This window comes from Imperialibacter sp. EC-SDR9 (assembly GCF_902498805.1).
Taxonomy (GTDB): domain Bacteria; phylum Bacteroidota; class Bacteroidia; order Cytophagales; family Cyclobacteriaceae; genus Imperialibacter.
This window is the reverse complement of sequence record NZ_LR701602.1, coordinates 13719-33989: the sequence shown is the minus strand read 5'-3', so window position 1 is coordinate 33989 and position 20271 is coordinate 13719. Positions and strand designations below refer to the sequence as shown.

At 46.1% G+C, this 20271-nt stretch carries 18 protein-coding genes; 9 read left to right on the top strand and 9 right to left on the bottom strand.

Going from position 1 to position 20271, the window contains the following annotated elements; translation table 11 throughout:
* Window positions 1–16: 16 nt before the first annotated feature.
* A complete protein-coding gene (locus GC130_RS21665) occupies window positions 17–1072 on the bottom strand; it encodes a sugar phosphate isomerase/epimerase (protein WP_152000454.1) in 1056 nt (351 codons plus the stop codon).
* A gap of 332 nt (window positions 1073–1404) precedes the next feature.
* Here GC130_RS21665 and GC130_RS21660 point away from each other — a divergent pair, with 332 nt between their 5' ends.
* Entirely contained in the window at window positions 1405–2511 is a 1107-nt protein-coding gene (locus GC130_RS21660) for an ATP-binding protein (RefSeq protein ID WP_152000453.1), read from the top strand.
* Between the two features lie 11 nt (window positions 2512–2522).
* Window positions 2523–2915 carry a response regulator gene (locus tag GC130_RS21655; protein WP_152000452.1) on the top strand — a complete coding sequence of 131 codons (393 nt, stop codon included), beginning with the start codon at window positions 2523–2525 and terminating at the stop codon, window positions 2913–2915.
* 2 nt (window positions 2916–2917) lie between these two features.
* On the opposite strand, the gene GC130_RS21650 is transcribed toward GC130_RS21655, so the two are convergent.
* Complete coding sequence (locus tag GC130_RS21650) at window positions 2918–4249, bottom strand: amidohydrolase family protein (protein WP_152000451.1); 1332 nt, start codon at window positions 4247–4249, stop codon at window positions 2918–2920.
* Between the two features lie 164 nt (window positions 4250–4413).
* Between GC130_RS21650 and GC130_RS21645 the strand changes: the two genes are divergently transcribed.
* From GC130_RS21645 to GC130_RS21615, 7 genes are all read left to right on the top strand, one after another.
* Window positions 4414–4746, top strand: a complete 333-nt coding sequence (locus tag GC130_RS21645; protein WP_152000450.1) for a PadR family transcriptional regulator — start codon at window positions 4414–4416, stop codon at window positions 4744–4746.
* Window positions 4739–7330, top strand: a complete 2592-nt coding sequence (locus GC130_RS21640) for an ABC transporter permease (RefSeq protein WP_152000449.1) — start codon at window positions 4739–4741, stop codon at window positions 7328–7330. Before GC130_RS21645 ends, GC130_RS21640 begins: the two co-directional genes overlap by 8 nt.
* 213 nt (window positions 7331–7543) lie before the next feature.
* Entirely contained in the window at window positions 7544–7996 is a 453-nt protein-coding gene (locus tag GC130_RS21635; protein ID WP_152000448.1) for a cold-shock protein, read from the top strand.
* A gap of 195 nt (window positions 7997–8191) precedes the next feature.
* The gene (locus GC130_RS21630; protein ID WP_152000447.1) at window positions 8192–8992 is read left to right on the top strand and encodes an RNA polymerase sigma factor; all 801 of its coding nucleotides are present in this window, start codon (window positions 8192–8194) and stop codon (window positions 8990–8992) included.
* Between the two features lie 83 nt (window positions 8993–9075).
* A complete protein-coding gene (locus GC130_RS21625; RefSeq protein ID WP_201568393.1) occupies window positions 9076–9576 on the top strand; it encodes an SRPBCC domain-containing protein in 501 nt (166 codons plus the stop codon).
* Window positions 9577–9582: 6 nt separating this feature from the next.
* Window positions 9583–9990 (top strand): DUF6855 family protein, encoded by a 408-nt coding sequence (locus GC130_RS21620; protein WP_152000446.1) that lies wholly within the window; start codon window positions 9583–9585, stop codon window positions 9988–9990.
* Window positions 9991–10084: 94 nt separating this feature from the next.
* The gene (locus tag GC130_RS21615; protein WP_152000445.1) at window positions 10085–10654 is read left to right on the top strand and encodes a YdeI family protein; all 570 of its coding nucleotides are present in this window, start codon (window positions 10085–10087) and stop codon (window positions 10652–10654) included.
* Window positions 10655–10672: 18 nt separating this feature from the next.
* Here GC130_RS21615 and GC130_RS21610 read toward each other — a convergent pair whose 3' ends face one another.
* From GC130_RS21610 to GC130_RS21580, 7 genes are all read right to left on the bottom strand, one after another.
* The gene (locus GC130_RS21610) at window positions 10673–11374 is read right to left on the bottom strand and encodes a head GIN domain-containing protein (RefSeq protein ID WP_152000444.1); all 702 of its coding nucleotides are present in this window, start codon (window positions 11372–11374) and stop codon (window positions 10673–10675) included.
* 86 nt (window positions 11375–11460) lie between these two features.
* Window positions 11461–12798, bottom strand: coding sequence for an argininosuccinate lyase (argH, locus tag GC130_RS21605; protein WP_152000443.1), 1338 nt, complete (start codon window positions 12796–12798; stop codon window positions 11461–11463).
* 21 nt (window positions 12799–12819) lie between these two features.
* Window positions 12820–13899 carry a M20 family metallo-hydrolase gene (locus GC130_RS21600; RefSeq protein WP_152000442.1) on the bottom strand — a complete coding sequence of 360 codons (1080 nt, stop codon included), beginning with the start codon at window positions 13897–13899 and terminating at the stop codon, window positions 12820–12822.
* A gap of 5 nt (window positions 13900–13904) precedes the next feature.
* Window positions 13905–14687 carry an acetylglutamate kinase gene (gene argB / locus GC130_RS21595; protein ID WP_152000441.1) on the bottom strand — a complete coding sequence of 261 codons (783 nt, stop codon included), beginning with the start codon at window positions 14685–14687 and terminating at the stop codon, window positions 13905–13907.
* Window positions 14688–14834: 147 nt separating this feature from the next.
* Complete coding sequence (locus tag GC130_RS21590) at window positions 14835–15197, bottom strand: hypothetical protein (RefSeq protein ID WP_152000440.1); 363 nt, start codon at window positions 15195–15197, stop codon at window positions 14835–14837.
* Between the two features lie 44 nt (window positions 15198–15241).
* Window positions 15242–16705, bottom strand: coding sequence for a SusD/RagB family nutrient-binding outer membrane lipoprotein (locus tag GC130_RS21585; protein ID WP_152000439.1), 1464 nt, complete (start codon window positions 16703–16705; stop codon window positions 15242–15244).
* An 11-nt stretch (window positions 16706–16716) separates the two neighbouring features.
* Complete coding sequence (locus GC130_RS21580) at window positions 16717–19869, bottom strand: SusC/RagA family TonB-linked outer membrane protein (protein WP_226940569.1); 3153 nt, start codon at window positions 19867–19869, stop codon at window positions 16717–16719.
* Window positions 19870–20271: the final 402 nt, after the last annotated feature.

The window sequence follows — 20271 nt, the reverse complement described above, 5'->3', positions numbered from 1 at the left end:
GTAGTAACGTCATAGACTACTTGATACCAAGTATCTTTTTATTGGTCTCGTCGTCCATGCCAGATGAGGCAAAATCATCAAACGCCTTTTCAGTTACTCTGATGATATGGCTCTGAATGAAAGGCGCCCCCTCTTCGGCTCCCTGCTCAGGGCTTTTGATACAGCACTCCCATTCCATCACGGCCCAACCGTCGAAGCCGTACTGCGAAAGCTTGGTGAAAATAGAGCTGAAATCTACCTGGCCGTCGCCCAGAGAGCGGAACCTGCCAGCACGATTGATCCACGACTGAAATCCGCTGTATACCCCCTGCTTTCCTGTTGGGTTAAATTCAGCGTCCTTCACATGGAACATCTTGATACGTTCGTGATAAAAATCGATGTATTGGATGTAGTCGAGGTGCTGCAACACAAAGTGACTGGGATCGTAAAGCAAATTGGCCCTTGAGTGATTGCCGGTGGCTTCCAGAAACATCTCATACGTTACCCCGTCGTGAAGATCCTCTCCGGGGTGAATTTCGTAGCAAACGTCTACTCCACACTCATCGAAGTAGTTCAAAATGGGTTTCCATCTGTTAGCCAACTCTTTGAAAGCTGCCTCTACCAGGCCAGCAGGACGCTGAGGCCATGGGTATAGGTAAGGCCAGGCAAGAGCACCCGAAAATGTAGCGTGAACATTGATCCCCAGGTTTTGTGATGCCTTGGCTGCCCACTTCACTTGCTGCACTGCCCATTCCTGTCTTGCCTTTGGGTTTCCATGGTATTCAGCCGGAGCAAACCCGTCAAACATAATATCATAAGCAGGGTGCACAGCCACAAGCTGGCCCTGCAAATGCGTTGAAAGCTCAGTAATTTCAACTCCACAGGCTTTTACCTTCCCTTTTAACTCGTCGGCGTAAGTTTTGCTCTCTGCACATTTTTTAAGATCAATACAGCGAGGATCCCAGGTAGGAATCTGAACGCCCTTGTAGCCGAGCTTGGCTGCCCATTTGCAAATGCTTTCCAGGTTGTTGAAGGGTGCCGTATCGCCCATGAACTGCGCCAGAAAAATGGCAGGGCCTTTAATGGTATTCATGCTTTTTTGGTTTTGTAGTTCAAGAAAAAACTTAAGATTCACTCGAATCAATCTGTGAATCGAAATATAGTGAATCTACAGTGCACGAAAAATTAAAAAGGTAAGGAGTGGCGCTAAAAATTACCAGGGTTCGTTTCCTCGTCGGCACTTTACTGTCATGTCGAGCAAATAAAGTTGACTCCGGCATTTATTTGTCTTTTGGTAATGATTAAATTGAAAATAAAGATTTAATCACTTATCATCATTGCGCCTTAAGGAACCTCTTTGTATTCCCGTTAACAGTACTTCATTAATCTTGCGCTGTTATTTTATTCTTTAAAAAGACAAAAATTATGGAAGATGATTTCTTTGGACTATTGACTACAAACAAATGGCCTCCGAGGTGGGTTTGTGGCGAGTGGACTTCACTTCACGGATGGTTTTATATACTTTCCGACCTGTCTATCGGCCTCGCCTATTTTACCATCCCCTTCATTTTGTTCTATTTCATTCGAAAGAGAAAAAATAACTTGCCCTTTGTCCAAATATTCTGGCTCTTCATCTTATTTATTCTAGCATGTGGTGCCACACATTTTGTTGACGCAGCGCTGTTCTGGTTTCCCGCCTATCATCTCAGCGGGGTTATTCTCTTTATTACCGGAATTATCTCATGGGTTGCCGTAATTGGTTTAGTTAAAGTGCTACCAGAAGCCCTCCAGTTAAAAACGACTGATGAGCTTGAAGCTACTGTATTGACGAGAACCGACGAGCTACAGGAGTCTAATAAAAAGCTACGAGAAATTAATTCAGATTTGGATAATTTCGTCTACGCCGCTTCCCACGACCTTAAGTCGCCAATCAATAATATCGAGGGGCTTGTAGCCATGTTGAAGAGCACAGACAAAAAAGATCTAGCGGATGAGGTTTTTCAAAAAATAGAACAATCAGTATCGAAAGTCAGGTACACGATTGATCAGATCTCCTCCGTTGTCAAGATACAGCGAACTGAAGAACAAGATGTTGGCGAGGTGTCTTTCGATAAGGTGCTAGCGGAAGTGTTAGAGGAAAACGTGAACATGGTGGCAACTGCCAAACCGCAGATCATACGAGATTTCGCTATCGACTCGATTCACTTTTCACACACAACACTAAAAAGTATTATGTACAATTTAGTCACCAACGCATTAAAATACCGATCGACAGAAAGAGATCTTGAAATACAACTAAGAACGTTTTCTAAAGAAAATCACACCTATCTCTCAGTGGAGGATAATGGCCTTGGAATAGACCTCAATCAAAACAAGGACAAGCTGTTCTCCATTTTTTCCCGGTTCCACGACCATGTCGAAGGCAGCGGTATAGGACTTTTTATGGTCAAGCGGCTGGTAGAAAAAAGAGGTGGTAATATTAGTGTCGCTAGTGAAGAGAATAAGGGAACAACTTTCACAGTCAAATTTTAAACCTTTCAACGATGCCTTTTAACAGAATAATCCTGGTCGACGATGACGAAATAAGCAACTTCCTTAGCATTTCTTTGATTAGAAAAATTGACCCTGAAATAGAAATAATTCCCTTTAAAAATGGCAAAGAGGCATTGGACTACCTAAAAAATGAAGGCCTTTCAAAAAGAAAATCTAATCTGATTCTTCTAGATATAAGAATGCCTGTAATGAATGGCTTCGAGTTTCTGGAAGAGATACGCAATACAAATCTCAAAATAAAAGACTCAATGAGGGTGGTGATGCTTTCGTCATCCGATAACCCCAGAGACCTTGAGAAGGCAAAAAGCTTTGAGGTATTGGGTTATATCAACAAGCCTTTGAAAGAGGAATCTATAAGTACCTACCTGAGTTTGGCTGGCTGAAGCTACTTCACCCTTTGCCCCTTCTTCACTACCAAGTCAACGTCCTGAAGCAAGTTGATATACTTTAGCACATCGCCTTTAACGGCAATGATATCGGCGTACTTTCCTTCGCTTACTGTGCCCACCTGCTTGTCAACCCCCATAATGACTGACGGCCAGTAGGTGGCTCCTTTGATTGCCAGCAGCGGATCAACCCCCAACTCCCTTACCCAGATATCGAGCTCGTTCCAGGTGCTTTGGCTATGAAATTTCATAGGAATGCCGCTATCCGTGCCTACCAACATTACCACTCCTGCTTCCTGTAGTTGTCTGAACTTTTTCTCCAAAGTTGGCTTCCTAATCGGAGTCAACTGAAAGTACGGAAGCCGACCAGGGTATTCAATCGACGCCTTGATGTCAGCAATAACCGTATCGGGAAGACCAAGGTGCCAGGAGTCGTTGTCAAGCTTTTCAGGGTGGTCACGCAAGTACTCATAATTCCAAAGGCCTTCGATGGTCGGCGTCCAAAATAGCGGCCCGGCGCTCATATTGGCGGTTCGTTCTTTAAGCGCTTCCATAATGTCGGCCGGATATTCAGGCGCTGAAGAGAGCCCGGTGTGCTCAAAGCAATCAACCCCAGCTTTCAGGCCTATCCTTATTTCCTCCGGACGGTGCGAATGGGCTACCACAGTCAAATTGTGCTTGTGCGCCTCATCCACAATCGCCTTTACTTCTGCAAAAGTCATCTGATCCTGGTCTATTAGCTTAATGCAGTCCACACCTGCCTTGGCCAGCTTCTGCACCTTCTCCCTCGCATCCTTCTCTCCGCTCACCCCCCAACGAAACTGCTCCGTTCCGGGATAGGGTGCATGCTGCAAAAATGGGCCTGACATATACATGGTGGGCCCGGTAATTTTTCCGCTGTTAATCGCATCCCGAACTGCAAGGCTTTCTTCAAGCGGGCCTCCCAGGTCTCTGGCACTTGTAACACCCGCCATCAGCAGTTGGTGAGCAGAGGCTGGCATGATCACATCTTTGAATAATGGAGGGTATGTCTTGTCCCAATAAGCATAATCCGAGTGTCCATTGATCATTAAATGCACATGCATGTCCCATAGGCCAGGCAACACGCTCATGCCTTCAGTCGAGATGACCTCGGCACCAGCTGGTATACTGAGGCTGCCCACCGTTCCAACGGCTTTGATCTTCTCGCCCTCTATTATGATGACGCTGTTTTGTATGGGCGTGCCTCCAAAACCATCAATGAGTGTGCCACCCACAAGGGCTTTGAGGGATTGGGCTTTTAATGAGAAAGCAGAAATAAGAAGCAACAAACAAACGGAAAGCCTTTTCATAACGATGAATTTTACAACTAGTATAGCGAAAGTTCCGCTACATATGAAAGCTATTTTTTCTAAACCTAAACATGGCAAGAACAATGGGTCAATAAACTTTACTCTTATTTCATTGACATTTAAGAACCTAATCATTTTATTTAGTTTACATTTACGATTGAAATATGAAAGGAACATACCTGGGTGAGTTTGAGGAACTCGTATTATTAACAGTGGCGATTTTGAATGGTGATGCTTATGGCATCACTGTGATGGATGAAATTGAAAAGAATATTGATCGCAAGGTGACAGTAAGCACCGTACACACCGCTCTTTACAGATTAGAAGAAAAAGGCTTTGTCGAGTCCTACTTTGGTGGAGCAACGCAAGAGCGTGGCGGCAGAAAAAAGAGGCTTTACAAAGTAACTACGGCTGGTCAGCGAAGTTTAGCTGAAGTGAAAGAACAAAGAGAGAAGCTCTGGAGTCTGTTGCCCAACTTAAAACTCAACTATGAATAATACCCCGCCACGGTGGGCAGTGAAACTACTGCGCTGGTACTGTTCCGCTCGTTTCATCGACGAGCTCGAAGGGGACTTATGCGAGCTCTACGATAGAAACCTGGCCCAATATGGCAAACGAAAAGCAGCTCAGCTTTTCATTTTTGGCGTACTGGGGTCAGTCAGGCTTTATCGGATAAAAAAACTCAAAGGACTAAACACGAACATTATGCTCATCAATCATTTCAAAGTTGCCTTTCGTCACTCACTCCGGCACAGGGTATTCACAGCCGTCAACCTACTCAGCCTTTTTTTTGGCATTGCTTCGGTGTTCTACATAGGCCTGTACGTTAAAAATGAGACTAGTTATGATCAGTTTCATGAGAAAAAAGACGAGCTCTACCGGGTGTTGAGAACCGACCCCGTCGACCCTCCCACGGCCGCACTCTCCTCTCAATTTGGCAAAGTGCTCAGCACTGAGTTTCCCGGAGTCAAAGTCTGTAGTATGGGAAGCGATCCGGTGAAAATTGGTGATATCGATCCAATACTTGTCGAGGATTTCTACTGGACAGATTCTACTTTCTTTGACCTCTTTTCGTTCAAACTGATCCATGGCGACCCAAAAACAGCTCTATCAGACCCCAGCGGGCTCGTGATTACGCAAGACCTGAGCCAAAAGCTGTTTGGTGTGGACAACCCATTGAATAAAGTCGTAAAAGTGAAGATCTATGACAGCAATGAAGAGTTGAACATGAAGGTTACGGGCGTGGTGGCTGATCCCCCGCAGCACTCACACATTCAGTTTTCGGGACTTGGCTCGATGGCCGTTGCTGAGAAAATGTACGCCTCCCTGGCCTCTCATTGGGGGTTTAGCTGGGTGAGAACCTATGCCCTCATTCCTGATTTGGCACATTCGGGCATCAGGGAGCAGACACCGGCTATTATTGAGAAATACCTTGGCAAAGACATGGTGGAGAGACTCGGGATGGATTTTCAGCCGATGCAGGACGTCTATCTTCATAGCAAAAATATGGGTGGAAATGAGCTCGCCGGAGACATTGGCAATATCATCATTTTCTCCACCATAGGTTTTTTCATCTTACTCATCGCTGTGCTCAACTACGTGAATCTTTCCACGGCCAGGGCACTCTCCACCGCCAAAGAGATTGGGTTAAGAAAAACCATCGGCGCCGGGCGTGCAGACTTGATTGCCCAGATTCTCGTTGAATCGGTTTTTTATACATTGGTGGCATCGACATTTGCCATTGCCCTGATCATAATAGCGCTTCCGATGCTCAACACCTGGATGAGTCTACAACTATCGGCCTCTGTTTTTGGGTTGAGGGAAGTGATTTGGTCGGCAATTGGCATAGTAACCATTGGAGCCCTTTCCGGGTTCTACCCTGCTTTTGTGCTCACAAGGTATTCGCCAGTGGCTGCTCTCAGCGGGCATAGCTCAGGCAAAACAAGCAGCCTGCCAAGAAAGGTCTTGATCACTATTCAGTATTGTATCACTATTTTCCTTATAACGGGCAGTGTTGTTGTTTACCTTCAGTTTCAATTCATGAAGACGTTCGACCTGGGGTTTGATCAGAAGCAATTGATCAACGTGGCGGTGAATGACCGTGGTCTGCAGCAAAGAATAGATGTACTCAAGGAATCGTTCAAAAATATCCCGGGTGTTTACAAGGCGGCAACCTCAGGAGAGCCCCTGCCTGCAAGAATGCAAAACACCTGGGGATTTTACTGGCAGGGAGCCGAGCCTGACACAGAAAGGGGCATCGACATTGTGGGGGTCGACAAAGACTATTTCGATGTCGTTGGCCTTCACCTGACCGAAGGCGCTACCTTTACGTTGCCCTTCGAGGCCGATTCAGGCAGGTCGGTAGTCATCAATGAAAAAGCCAGGGATTTCATGGGTAAAATATCAGCTCTCAATGAGGTGGTGGAGATTGGCGGCAAAAACAGAAAAATAATCGGCGTGGTTGAAGATCATCATTACACATCGCTTCACAGTACCATTGCTCCTGTGGCCTACATGGTCTACGGGCCGGGTTACAGGGTGAGCCCCGACAATGTGTTGATGAGGGTAACGACGGGAAATTTACCTGGGCTTATGGAACAGCTAGAAACTACCTGGAAAGAATTTTCTACCGATCCTTTCGAGATGGCCTTTGTTGACGATGCTTTCGCCAGGACCTACGCATCTGAGCAGCAATTCTTCCGGGTCGTAAGTGCATTCACGGCCGTTGCTATCATCATTGCCCTCTGCGGAGTATTTGGTCTCATTATCTTCCTGGCTGAAAGCAGAACCAAGGAAATAAGTATTCGAAAAGTTCTTGGCGCCTCGGTTTTCCAGCTCACCTACATGCTATCTTCAGACTTTGCCAAATTGTTTGCCGTGGCAGTTCTCATCGCAGGGCCAGCGGTATATTGGTTTACCGACAACTGGCTTTCTGACTATCCTTTACACATCGATCTGAGTGTTGAGGTGGTGGCCATTTCTGCTGTTTGCTGCCTTATCATTTCAATCTTCATCGTGTTAACGCAGGTATTCCGGCTGACTGCCATCAACCCCGCCAGGACCCTCAAATCGGAGTCGTAAGCGGCATCTTAACCAGTCTACAGATAAACCCTGCCAATTAGGCGGGGTTCATTTCTTTTATCACTACCTTTGCAAAAGCCACACATCTGTGGTTGCTGGATTGCTTTCCCGGGCTCTTCTTCTTTCGCTGCGATCTACATTCGAGTTGCAAAACGCCGAAAATCGCCGCTCGGGTTGTTTCAGGTAATTTCAACTAAAACCAAAATACTTATAATGGGTAAATCGCAAGAAACGTTTAACAAGAAAGAGAAAGAAAAGAAAAAGTTAAAGAAGAGGAAGGAAAAAGAAGAAAAGAAAGAAGAAAGAAAAGCCAACTCATCTAAAGGCCAGAGCCTGGAAGATATGCTAATGTATATCGATGAAGATGGCAATTTTACTTCCACCCCACCCGACCCAAAGAAAAAGAAAGTCACTAAAGCTGGCGATATAGAAATTGGAGTTCCCAAACATTCCAACGAGCCTATAGACCCCACCAGAACAGGCATCGTCACATTCTTCAATGAATCGAAAGGATACGGATTTATCAAAGACCTGGAATCTCAACAAAGTGTTTTTGTCCATGCCAAAGGCTTAATGGAGCCGATTAAAGAAGACAATAAAGTCACTTTCGAAACTGAAATGACTCCAAAAGGAGCAAATGCCATCAACGTTAAGTTGGTGAAATAATCGATAAACCTCTAGCGGTAGCCCATCATCCTCCTCAAAACGGAGGATGATCCTCTACCATCATTGCGCCCGTCCTCATAGGCAGCATCTAAAGCTCCCCGCCCCGACAAGAAAATTCCTTTGCTTTCTGTGCCATAAGTTATTGAGGAATCTGAGTTGTTTATAGTTTTATAAAACATCCTCAAGCCATACACCATGTACACGGAGCCGCAGTTAACCAGTGAGTTTGAAAAAGAAAGACCAAAGCTGAAATCGTTTCTTTTGAGAATGACTGCCAGTGAAGAGGACACAGAAGACCTGGTGCAGGAAACCTATATCAAAGCGCATCAGAAGCTGTCCTCTTTCGAAGGGAAATCCAGTATTAAAACGTGGCTTTTCGCTATTGCCAGCAACCTGGCCAAAGACCAGCTGAGATCCAAAAAACGATGGCCTGAGACAGTCACAGACATTTGCAGGGAGGCTGCACTTGGAAACAGAGACTTTCTGCAAAACATGATGCAGGTAAGAATGACCTCGCAGCAAGGCAACTTCGAAATCAAAGAGCACATTGCCTTTTGCTTTACATGTATAGGCAAGTCACTCCCTATAGAGCAACAACTTGCCCTGCTGCTGAAGGAAGTATATCAGTTTAAAGCACAGGAAGTCGCAGAGATTCTCTCGGTGTCGGAGGCCATGGCCAAATACTACCTGCATGCGGCCCGCAGTAAAATGATTTCCATTTTTGATAAAAAGTGCGCACTCATTAACAAAGAAGGGGCTTGCCACCAGTGTACAGAGTTGAATGGTATTTTCAACCCGAAGCAAAAAGCACAGGAAGAGGTGATGAAGATTGACATGGCCCGTATGGCTCAAAGCAAAGGCAAAGAAGAGCTTTTCGACATGAGAACGAAAATTTTGCAAGATCTTTATCCATTTAACTCTGGCGCCTCTGAGTTACAACTCCTTCATTTACAGCACAATAAAAAAGTTATGGATAATTATCTGAAAGAAACCTGATATGCAGCCTATCGTTTTGACATGCTCATTCGTCCAAAAGCAAACAAACACGAATGACGCATCTTACCAAAACAATTCTATTTATGATGGCTACATCAGCACTTCAATTGCATGCACAAAACGGAACTGCAATAACAACTTCCCGCACCTTTAAACGGACAACTTGTGTGAGTATCAATATCCTGGCTTCCAAAGAAATTATCTGGGCTTTGCTCACCAATGCCGGCGACTTCCCCCGATGGAATTCCACCATTGTTTCGATGCACGGCGAAATCAAAGAAGGTGGGAAGGTAGAATTGAAGTCGACGCTTGACCCAAAACGTACTTTTAAACTAAAGGTGAAAGGCTTTGATCCTGAAAGAAAAATGACATGGACCGATGGAATGGCTCCATTCTTTAAAGGCACACGCACTTATCTTCTCTCCCCCACGGGCGACGGAAGTATCAACTTCACCATGGAGGAGACCTTGAGCGGGCTGATGTTTCCTCTGGCAGCGAAAAGCATTCCCGACTTTAAGGAATCGTTCGAACAATATGCGGCAGATCTAAAGAAAGAAGCAGAAATTATCTCAACCATAAAATGACCTACTATGACTACTGATCAAGGCACCAAAGAAAGCCCCTGGAAGCTGAAGACGCCACCTTTGACCTCCGACTACGAAATGTACAAAGACGTAAAGGACGGTAAGGCAATTCTTGTGTGCACAGTCGGAAAAACTGTATTGCACTATGATTTCAGGTGCATCAAAGATCTCCATGAAATGCTCAGGAAGCACGGCGACTGGATGGACTTAGGCTCGGCCGATGAGCAAAAACCTGCCAAAGACGGCACAGTTGAAGCGTGGGGCAGGTCTTCTGAAAACCCTGTCGGCGGGTGGTATGGGTTAAAAAAAGGATTGAGGGGGCGATTTGGCATGTACCTGCCGCCTTTGATGGAAGCTCTTGGATTGGCTGAAGTTGAGCACAACCCGAGAAACAACAGAATGAGGGCTGTGTAACAACAACAATCTTACGGGATGCCGGGTGCATTCTCCCATGACTTTATTTGATTGATCGGTATCGCTAAATTGCATCACCACATAAAGTATGTAAATGTCACCCACCTTTTTCCCAACCCCATCGGATTTTCGAAAATGGCTCGAAAAAAACCACCAACAGGAAACTGAACTTCTGGTGGGTTTTTACAAGAAAGCATCAGGCAAGCCGAGCATTACCTGGCCCGAGTCGGTCGATCAGGCGCTTTGCTTTGGCTGGATAGATGGCATAAGGAGGTCGATAGACGAAGAGAGCTACTCCATTCGTTTCACACCCCGCAGGCCAAAAAGCATCTGGAGTCCGGTGAATATCGAGAAGGTTGACGAGCTCACAAAACTGGGACTCATGCTCCCGGCAGGCCTTGAAATATTCAGGATGAGGGAAGATAAAATGTCAGATCTTTATTCCTTTAGGGAAAAGAAGGTTACCCTTGGCAAAGACTATGAACGCATATTCAGAGCTAATAAAACAGCGTGGCGCAATTTCGGCAAAATGATTCCTTCTTATAAAAAACCTGCTATTTGGTGGGTGATTAGTGCCAAACAGGAAGTCACACGACTGAAAAGACTGACGACGCTGATTGAGGATTCGGCCGCCAACATAAAGATCAAGCAACTAAGAAGATAGGGTAAAAGGTAAAAAGTCTCAATTCCTTCTCTTCACATCCCCGCCGCCCTTCTGCACCACATACACTTTGTCAGGTGTCCCTCTGTAAGAAATATCAGCACCACCGTGAACTTCTGCTGACAACTCTTCTACGAAAGATATGTGAATATCGGCTCCGCCTCCGGCTTGGAGCTCCGCCCTTTTTACCTTCAAATCATGAGCGTTGATGTCGCTGCCACCAGATGCCTCAGCCTTGAAGAAATCGGTTTCTCCACTGAGAATAATATCGGCTCCACCTGAAGAGTTGGCAACAAGCTTCTTTGCTGCTACTGCCATTCGAATATCACTTCCTCCGGTGGCTATGAGTTCTATCTCATCCAATTTAAAGATACCTTCGCCATACACGTCAGAGCCTCCTCTGCTCTTTATTCCGGCTATAGTTGGAATAGTAATATACACCCGGCCCTTGCGGTTTCGTCCATCTTTCAGCCTTTTGTCTGAATAGTAGATATACAAAACATCCTCAACAACCTCTGTCATAAGGTATTTCATCTCCTGCAAGGTGCCCTCAACAAGTGTGGTAGTAGAGTCATTCTGTTTGATATACACATCAATGCCTCCCCTGGCATAAATGGCGCTAAACGGTCTCAAATCCCGGTACTCACTTACCATGGCATTTTGAGCGTAGCCAGCTGAAAAGAGGGGAAGAGAAAAAAGAAGAAATAAACCTATCGACTTCATTGTACTTACTTTCTGTTAAAGTACCATGAACTATTGAAAGGTTTCCGCTAAGCTGATAATGCGCCGATGAACATATGCACCAGAGACTACTGCCCCTTCTTAAGGGAGTCCAATGCCGAATGAACTTTACCAAAGTTGAAAGCAGCCACCCGCTCCTCCATCATGACCTTTATTCTTTCGTTCCCTAAACTGCCGACTGACCCCAGGTGAGTGTGCTTAATGTTCCGGTTGGGCTTGTAGGTGCCGGCACCTATTTCTTTGGCCACCTCACGATAGGCCTCCCGAAACGGCACACCAGCTTGCACCAATTCATTTACCTTTTCCACCGTGAACAGGTAATCGTACTCCGGCTTGGCTACCAGATCCGTTTTGACTTTCACATTCGACACCATAAGGTGCGTCATCGCCAGGCAGTCTTTCACTTTTTGAATGGATGGCATCAGGTACTCTTTCAGCACCTGAAAGTCACGGTGGTAACCTGAGGGCAGGTTCCCCGTCACCTGCTGAACCACGGTTGGTGTTGCTGACACTTCGTTGCATTTGGCCCGGATCAGCTCCCACACATCAGGGTTCTTCTTGTGGGGCATGATACTGGAGCCGGTTGTTAGTTCATCCGGGTAAGACAGAAAGCCATAGTTTTGGCTCATGTACAGGCAGTTGTCATAAGCCAGCTTGGCAAGCGACTGCGCCACCCCTGCCAGTGAATAGAGCGTAGAACGCTCAAGCTTGCCACGGGTCATTTGTGCATAAACCACGTTCACATTGGGCGCATCGAAACCCAAAAGCTCCGTCGTAAGGTCTCTATCCAAAGGAAAAGAAGAGCCATAACCCGCACCAGAACCGAGCGGATTTTTGTTAGCCTGCTTGTAGGCCCCCAATAATAATTCGAGATCGTCCGTAAGAGACTCCGCATAAGCTCCAAGCCACAACCCCACTGAAGATGGCATAGCCACCTGGAAATGCGTGTAGCCCGGCAGAAGCACTTCTTTGTATGCGTCGCTTTTTTCACCCAGAAGCCTGACCAGCTGTTCAATAAGCCGGACAATCTCCTCAATTTCAGCTCTCACATACATTTTCAAGTCCACCAGCACCTGGTCGTTTCTGGAGCGACCTGTGTGAATCTTTTTACCAAGATCGCCGAGCATTTCAGTGAGCCGAAATTCGACTTCAGAATGGATGTCTTCAGTGTCGGGTGCAATGGAGAAATTGCCCCCTTTCACTTCAGCCAGTAGTTTTAATAGCCCTTTGTGCAGTTCTCTCGACTCGTCTTCGGTAAGTATACCAATAGACTGCAACATCCTGCTGTGGGCCATGTTGCCATAAATATCGAAAGCTGCCAGCTGCATGTCCAGCACCTGATCGTTGCCGACAGTGAACTGATGCACCGCCTGGTTCGTGGTTATATTCTTATCCCAAAGTTTCATTTCGTACAATAAAACACCTGTTCAAGCAGGCGTTGGTTTGGTTAACACTTCTTCCAGAAGACGAATGTATATTTTTATCCCCTCTTCTATTTCCGAAAGGTAGATAAACTCGTCGGCAGTATGGGAACGCTCTGACAGTCCAGGCCCCATTTTTACGGTACTAAATGGCATGAGCGCCTGATCTGACGTGGTATCAGAGCCAAATAAATGGATGTTTTGGTTTTTAGCGGCCAAAACAAGTGGGTGCTCAACGGGAATAGTCGATGGATTCATCCTCATCGACCTGGGAACCACTTCTGAACTAACGCCCTGTTTTATAAAGTCAACTATCTCAGGCAAAGTATAACAATCGTTGACCCTCACATCCACCACAAACTTGCAGGAATCGGGGATCACGTTATGCTGCGACCCGGCATTGATTACGGTCACCGACATCTTCACGGGCCCAAGCCATTGCGAAGTCTTGGGCAGCTTCTGAGCTCTGATCCATTCAATATCTTTTATCGCCTTGTAAATAGCATTTTCTCCAATGTCTCTTGCAGCATGACCGGCCACACCTTTGGCCTCACAGTCTAACACCATCAGTCCCTTTTCGGCCACTGCCATATTCATGCCCGTGGGTTCGCCCACTACCCCTACTTCCACATTTTCCAGCACCGGCAAGGCAATTTCTATCCCCTCCTTGCCCGACACCTCCTCCTCTGCCGACGCTACCAGATAAATATTGTAAGCCAGATCGGTTTTGTAATAAAAATGCAAAAAAGCAGCCATAAGCGAGACCAAGGGGCCACCAGCATCGTTGCTGCCCAGTCCGAAAAGTTTGCCTTCTTCCACATGAGCTAGAAATGGATCTCTGGTATAACCCTTGTTGGGTTTGACGGTATCATGGTGAGAGTTGAGCAAGATCGCAGGTTTACCAGGCTCAAAATGCATATTCTTTACAATGATATTATTCTGTACCCTTTGTACAGGCACTCCATGCTCCTCAAAAAAATTCTGAATAGCATCACCAGTCCGGTCTTCCTCTCGGCTAAAAGACTGAATAGCAATGAGGTCTTTCAATAGCTGGACTGACCCTTCGGTCAACTCTTTTACTGTCATTTATTCTATTTTTCTAGCTGGAGCGTGGTGCCCGCTTTTTCATTTGAAATATTAGCGAAGCCCACAATTCGTATCTTCCTTATTCCTTCATTCAGGGCCTCGAAAGCGCTTTCAAGCTTGGGTATCATTCCCGAATGTATTTGTCCGGAGGCTTTCATTTCAGCAAAGCCCGCTTCATCTATCTTTTCAACCACAGAATTGTCATCGTCCACATCGGTGAGCACTCCGGCCTTATCAAAGGCAAAGATGAGGGTCACTTCATAATGCCTCGCCAAAGCCACCGACACCACCGTTGCCATGGTATCGGCGTTGGTGTTAAGCAATGTCCCCTTCCCATCGTGAGTGAGTGGCGCAATCACTGGCACGGTGCCTTGCTCTATGAGTCTATGCAGCAAATCGGCATTCACCTTTAAAGGATCACCGACAAAGCCCCAGTCAACCCCATTATCAGAAGGGCGCTTTGCGCTCACTATCAGGTTGCCGTCAGCACCCGTGAGCCCCATAGCGTTTACCTTCCGGCTCTGTAGATTGGCAACTAACTGTTTGTTCACCAGGCCACCATACACCATAGTCACCACTTCAAGCGTATCTTTATCAGTTACCCGTCTGCCATTCACCATGTTTGGCTTGAGACCGAGCTTAAGAAGATACTGATCGGCTAGCCTTCCTCCACCATGTACTAACAGTTTATTCCCCTCCAGCGCTGCAAATGCTTTAAGAAATTGGCTGGAAGACTCCTCATTTTCCAGTACCCCACCACCAACTTTCACTACCGTTAAATTCTTCATTACTCTTTAGGCCTCTACAAAATCATCTTTCTAATGCAGCTTCAAAAATATACTTCTATATGCAGTAAAAGGAATAAAACAGAAAAAAACCCATGAGCTTTCACTCATGGGTTCCCGGATGCTAAAGTTTACAAGTTCCTTTTTTTGCTATTTGAAGATTCTAAAGGCGATTCCTTTATATTCTCCAGCGTATTCATTTGGCTTAGTATCTGTAAAGTCTATAGAAATGGCTCCGTCAGTTCCCGTTTCAAAGTTCCCCAAAGCTACTCCGGCAGCAAAAACTTCAATCGACAACCCGGCAACCGGAATCGTATCAATCCCAACTGACTGATTCAAAATACCGGACTTGTCAAGCTCATAAAAATACGCCATCACATTGTCCGTTCCGTCCTCGGTCACCAACAGCACTGGCGACGCTACCCTTGGCAAAATGAGTTCATCCTCCTTTTCACAGGCTGCAAAAACAAGTGCCGCCACAAAGATTTGAGCAACTTTATATATCTTTTTCATCTTTTCTACGCTTGATTTAGTTATCATCATTTTTTTACGTCGGATTATTCCACCCACCAGAGAGCTGTCTTCATGTCGTCGGGGCCACCATTGAGTGCTGCACCGGCTTCAACATTTGTCCCATTTAGTGAATACTCAGTGGAAGGATACACTAACCTTGTAGGAAGCACACCGTCGTTTTGAAACAAAGCCCTTGGATCGGCCGCAGGAAGCACTGGAAAACCTGTGCGTCTCAGCTCAGTCCATGCCTCTATACCCTGACCAAATAGTGCCACCCACTTTTGAGTGATAATATTTTCCTTTGAAACAGGGCCTAAAGACGCAACAAATCCCGTCGGCATGGTTGTATCATACTGGTCAAATGAAGCTTGAACAGCCTGATCAAAATACATCTGAGGGTCTCCCGTGATGTCCCCCTCCAAAGCGGCTTCTGCCTTCAAAAACAGCAGTTCGGCATAGCTCATCAGGATAACCGACGACGTTTCCTGAGCAAAATTATCTGGATTAATGATCGCACTATAACCCAGGTAATTTGAGCCAACTGAGCCCGGAAGTCCATTGGGCGTTCCCAAAATCTCACCCTCAGCAAACTCTCCCGGCGTCGCAAAAACTGACAGCCTTGGGTCTCCCATTTCGCCCATTTTGTCAACAAGTGTGCTGCTCATATTCCAGTCGGTTCTGCCCTGAAGGATGAGTATATCATGCCAGGGGTTGTTGGTCGGACGTGATCCATAAGTCAAGGCAGCCATTTCAGCATTGCTTTCCATCATCGGATAGGTGGCCGGATCATTAAGCATTGCTTGCATTATTGCCCCCGAACCGGCCACAATATGCGCTTGCCTGTTCAACAGTCGAAAGCGAAGGGAATTAAAAAACTTCTTCCACATAAGGATATTTCCATTGAAAAGGATATCCCCGGAAACACTTGGCCCTGAAGCGTCAAGTAGGCTATTAGCTTCCTCAAGGTCGGCAATAATGCCGGCGTACACTGTTTCCTGGGAGTCATAAGACGGAGAGAAAATTGCCTCTGCATCTGTACCTCTTGCTGCCTCGGAATAGGGAATGGCGCCCCATACATCCGTTAACATAGAAAATATCCACGCCTTCATACCAATCCCAATTCCCATGTAATTGGGATTGTACTTATCGCCATCGGGCCCCGCTATTTCAACAATCTTCTGAAAATTGATAAGCCCGTCTGTATAGAAAACCTCCCAGTTGGATATGTTTACCGAGGGTTGCACATTGTAATTGTCTCCCTCATTTTCATAAATATTACGGGAAATATACCCTACCCACGACATCGCATGATCAAAGTTGAGCCTTTGGTTTCTGGTCTTATTTCCCCAGTAGTTATCGATGGTAGTTTGCAATGCCTGCGGCAACAAAAACTGCGCACCTACACTTACAGGCCGGTTGGGGTTTGTGTTTAGCTCTTCAAAATCTCCTGTGCATGAAGCCAGTATCAGCACCACAGCACTCAGTGTAATTGATATATATTTCTTCATTGTATGGCTATTTAGAATTTAACATTTACGCTGAAACCCATGCTTCTTGTGCTGGGCAGCTGACCGTAGCTATAGCCCAGGCTTGCACTGCTAATTTCAGGATCAGCATGAACCGTGTTTTTGAAAAGGATAGCAAGATTGCGGCCTACCACAGACACTGAAACCGACTGAAGGAAGTTATTGCTCATCCATTTTGCAGGCAGGGTATAGGACAACGATGCCTCTCTAAGCTTCACATAAGTCCCATCAAAAACAGCAGCCTCATGATACTGGCGACCGCTGTAGTACCCGTAGAAGTTACGAGCAGGAACCACCACGTCGTTGTTGACATACTGTGGGCTTTCCTCAGTCCCCATGTTTTTGACACCAGCACCAATCACACCTTCCTCACGACCAACGCCGGTTTCTTCCAGCACACCAGTCACCCTTTGCAAGCTCACCCCCATGTCGTAAAGTGCCCCACCTTTCTTCATGTCGAAAAGCACACTGAGGGCGACACCTTTATAGCTGAATGTATTAGACACTCCAGCCAGCCAATCAGGCGTAATATTGCCTATCACATGCTGTCCGGCGAGGTTATAAGGGTAGCCATTTTTATAGAGCAACTGCCCGTCATCGGCCCTGGCAAACTTGTTACCATAAAGGTTGCCATAAGGCTCGCCGACACGTGCCTCCAGTGAAGCGCCTCTTTCAGACCATAAAGTCAGAGAGGTAAGCCCATCGGCCAGAGCAACGACTTCGTTTCTGTTTTTTGAAAAGTTAACCCCTATATCCCATCTCAGGCTGTTGGCAATTTGTACCAGTGTTCCATTGAGTTGAACCTCCACGCCTTTGTTTTGAATCTCTCCTGCATTCAAGACTCGGCGGGTATATCCGGAAGCTCTTGAGATATCTACACCAAGAATCTGATCCCGGGTGGTTTGATTATAATAGGTGAGATCCAGACCAATCCTGCCGGAAAGAAAGCGTAAGTCGGCACCCAGCTCAATTCCCGTGGTAATTTCTGGCTTGAGGCTAGAGTTAGCAATCTCCTTGCTTTCCGCAAATTTCGGGATAGCCCCATCCCACAGGCCTGTAGGACTAAACACCTGTTGTAATAAATAAGGGTCAGCATCGTTGCCCACCTGCGCCCAGCTTGCTCTTACTTTTCCAAATGAAAGCACTGAGTTCTTTATCCCCAGCATTTCAGTAACAACACCACTCAATGACACAGAAGGGTAAAAGAAGGAATTATTAGAGGCTGGCAAGGTGCTTGACCAATCATTTCTGCCTGTTACATCAAGAAACAGGTAGTTGTTGTATCCAATCTGAAACGACCCGAACAAACTATTTACCTGGGATTCTTCTACCGCACTGGCGTCGATATTGGGAGAGGCATTATTTCCAAGGTTGTACACCTTGTCGATGGTGAGCTGCTGAACCTCTGAATAGTTGCGTTTATAATAATTGACCCTTGAAACACCTCCGGCTTGTGCCGTCAGTTTCAGGTCGGGGGTCAAATCTTTATTGAGCGTAAATATAAAGTCAGAGTTAGTTTCCTGCCTTCTTAGCACCTCTTCGCTATAAGAACCTCTGCCAAATGAATTTCTCGTTCTTTCGTAGGCTATGATGTTCAATCTTGTATCAGTCCAAACATCCGTGCCCGACCGTACCATCAAACTCAGCCACTCGTTGAACTCATAGTTCATTGCGACATTGCCAAGAAACCGGTCTTTTTCATTGGGCCGCACAAGCACCTCTTCGATGAAGTAAGGATTGGTGAAATAGGTGTGCTGCCAGTTAGGCGGCTCGGTATTGCCCGCTCTCTGGATATGTACATCTTCATAGTCCTTATAATTGCGAAGTTTATCATAGTCAACATCCCTGTGGTGCCAAATGAAAGTTTGATTACTCAGGAAGTTCCTGTTATCAGATCCTGATTTAATATACTCGCCAATCGTTGTGATCGACAGTTTATCAGTGAACTTATAGGTTGAATTCAGCCTGAAGTTATTTCTCCAGAAATTATTATTGTGGACAATGCCATCCTGATCGGTTCTACCAATGGCAAGACGAAAGTTTCCGTTGTCGTTTCCTCCTGAGATGGCCACCGTGCTAACCGTGGTTCTGCCGGTTTCCCACCACTGTTCCCAGTTGTCTGGCTGCGCTACAAGTGGAGCAGTTTCTGTACCCGTCCACCACTGCCGAACAAGTCTGCCGTCCAAAGGCGCACCCCAGCTTTCATCTGTACCACGGGTGCCCTTGAAGCCATCCACAGTACCGCTCCACCCATCGGCGTACCATGATCTGTATCCGAAGCCTCCGCCATAGGTGTTTTGGAACTTTGGCTTTACCAAAGGGTTTTCGAAGGTGGTACTAAAATTGGCATCAACGCCAATACCTTTGTTGTTCTTTCCGCTCTTCGTCGTAACAAGAATAACACCATTAGCAGCTCGTGCCCCATAAAGTGCCGCTGCATTTGGCCCTTTCAATAAGCTGATCTCGGCAATGTTGTTCGGGTCGATTTCCGAAAGACCGCCTCCAAATCTTTGGTTATTTGTTCTTTCTGTCGATGTACTATTCGATGTTTGTTGAATGGGCACTCCATCAATAACAACTAACGGTTGGTTGTTGCCGCTGACAGACGAAAAGCCACGAATGATAAACTCCGGACTACCTCCAGGCACGCTGTTTCCCGACACTTGCAAGCCAGCCACCCTGCCCGAAAGGTTATTCACAACGTTTTGGTTGGGTACTTTGCTAACAATATCCCCTCCCACACTTTGTATGGAATAGCCCAGCGCTGCTTTGTTACGCTCCATACCAAAGGCAGTTACAACTACCTCCGTAAGCTGCTTTACATCTGAGCTCATCGCTAAATCGATAACCGACTGCGAGCCGATGGCAACTTCCTGGGTTTCAAGGCCAATAAAAGAAAAAACCAGGGTTTCAGCGCTCGCTGGTACTCCAAGGGAGTAATTGCCATCGCCGTCGGAAATGGTGCCAGTTGTCGCTCCTTTGACCACAATATTTACGCCCGGAATACCGCTCTTGTCCTCCTCCGAAGTCACCTTCCCTTTGATAATTCGGTCCTGGGCACTTGCAGGGAAAACAGAGACGCACTTAATGAATAACATTAGCAGAAAACTTCTTGCCAACATCAACGTCGTAGAATTGTTTTTCATAGATTACAGTTTTCGTTACAGATAGATCAATAGAATTCAAGCACGAACCGCAAATGCGGCGTGAGGTCGAGGGGTGCTGCTAAAATGTCTGCGTATTAAAGCTCGGGTGTTGAGCCTGATCCAGGAGCCACTGAAAAGCGTGCACTGCTTAAGCTCACTAAATCACCAATCTGATAAGAGGATTACACTGTACTATATACTACCTAACTACTTTTTCGATCGTGGGTGTTGATCTTCAATAGAGCATTGTTGTATATCAAAAATATCGCCGGATCGGTATAAAATGAAATTTTCAACCTACTAAATGCAAAAATGCCAAATATAAATCCAACGAGTCTAGACTTTTGCAAATTAGCCAGACCTAAAACATCTGATATTGATAAATTATCGCCTAAAAGGTGA

What these genes read in the sequence shown, in the direction of transcription:
- GC130_RS21665 (WP_152000454.1), bottom strand. Translation starts at nt 1,072, where the DNA reads ATGAATACCATTAAAGGCCCTGCCATTTTTCTGGCGCAGTTCATGGGC.
- GC130_RS21660 (WP_152000453.1), top strand. Translation starts at nt 1,405, where the DNA reads ATGGAAGATGATTTCTTTGGACTATTGACTACAAACAAATGGCCTCCG.
- GC130_RS21655 (WP_152000452.1), top strand. Translation starts at nt 2,523, where the DNA reads ATGCCTTTTAACAGAATAATCCTGGTCGACGATGACGAAATAAGCAAC.
- GC130_RS21650 (WP_152000451.1), bottom strand. Translation starts at nt 4,249, where the DNA reads ATGAAAAGGCTTTCCGTTTGTTTGTTGCTTCTTATTTCTGCTTTCTCA.
- GC130_RS21645 (WP_152000450.1), top strand. Translation starts at nt 4,414, where the DNA reads ATGAAAGGAACATACCTGGGTGAGTTTGAGGAACTCGTATTATTAACA.
- GC130_RS21640 (WP_152000449.1), top strand. Translation starts at nt 4,739, where the DNA reads ATGAATAATACCCCGCCACGGTGGGCAGTGAAACTACTGCGCTGGTAC.
- GC130_RS21635 (WP_152000448.1), top strand. Translation starts at nt 7,544, where the DNA reads ATGGGTAAATCGCAAGAAACGTTTAACAAGAAAGAGAAAGAAAAGAAA.
- GC130_RS21630 (WP_152000447.1), top strand. Translation starts at nt 8,192, where the DNA reads ATGTACACGGAGCCGCAGTTAACCAGTGAGTTTGAAAAAGAAAGACCA.
- GC130_RS21625 (WP_201568393.1), top strand. Translation starts at nt 9,076, where the DNA reads ATGATGGCTACATCAGCACTTCAATTGCATGCACAAAACGGAACTGCA.
- GC130_RS21620 (WP_152000446.1), top strand. Translation starts at nt 9,583, where the DNA reads ATGACTACTGATCAAGGCACCAAAGAAAGCCCCTGGAAGCTGAAGACG.
- GC130_RS21615 (WP_152000445.1), top strand. Translation starts at nt 10,085, where the DNA reads ATGTCACCCACCTTTTTCCCAACCCCATCGGATTTTCGAAAATGGCTC.
- GC130_RS21610 (WP_152000444.1), bottom strand. Translation starts at nt 11,374, where the DNA reads ATGAAGTCGATAGGTTTATTTCTTCTTTTTTCTCTTCCCCTCTTTTCA.
- argH (WP_152000443.1), bottom strand. Translation starts at nt 12,798, where the DNA reads ATGAAACTTTGGGATAAGAATATAACCACGAACCAGGCGGTGCATCAG.
- GC130_RS21600 (WP_152000442.1), bottom strand. Translation starts at nt 13,899, where the DNA reads ATGACAGTAAAAGAGTTGACCGAAGGGTCAGTCCAGCTATTGAAAGAC.
- argB (WP_152000441.1), bottom strand. Translation starts at nt 14,687, where the DNA reads ATGAAGAATTTAACGGTAGTGAAAGTTGGTGGTGGGGTACTGGAAAAT.
- GC130_RS21590 (WP_152000440.1), bottom strand. Translation starts at nt 15,197, where the DNA reads ATGAAAAAGATATATAAAGTTGCTCAAATCTTTGTGGCGGCACTTGTT.
- GC130_RS21585 (WP_152000439.1), bottom strand. Translation starts at nt 16,705, where the DNA reads ATGAAGAAATATATATCAATTACACTGAGTGCTGTGGTGCTGATACTG.
- GC130_RS21580 (WP_226940569.1), bottom strand. Translation starts at nt 19,869, where the DNA reads ATGAAAAACAATTCTACGACGTTGATGTTGGCAAGAAGTTTTCTGCTA.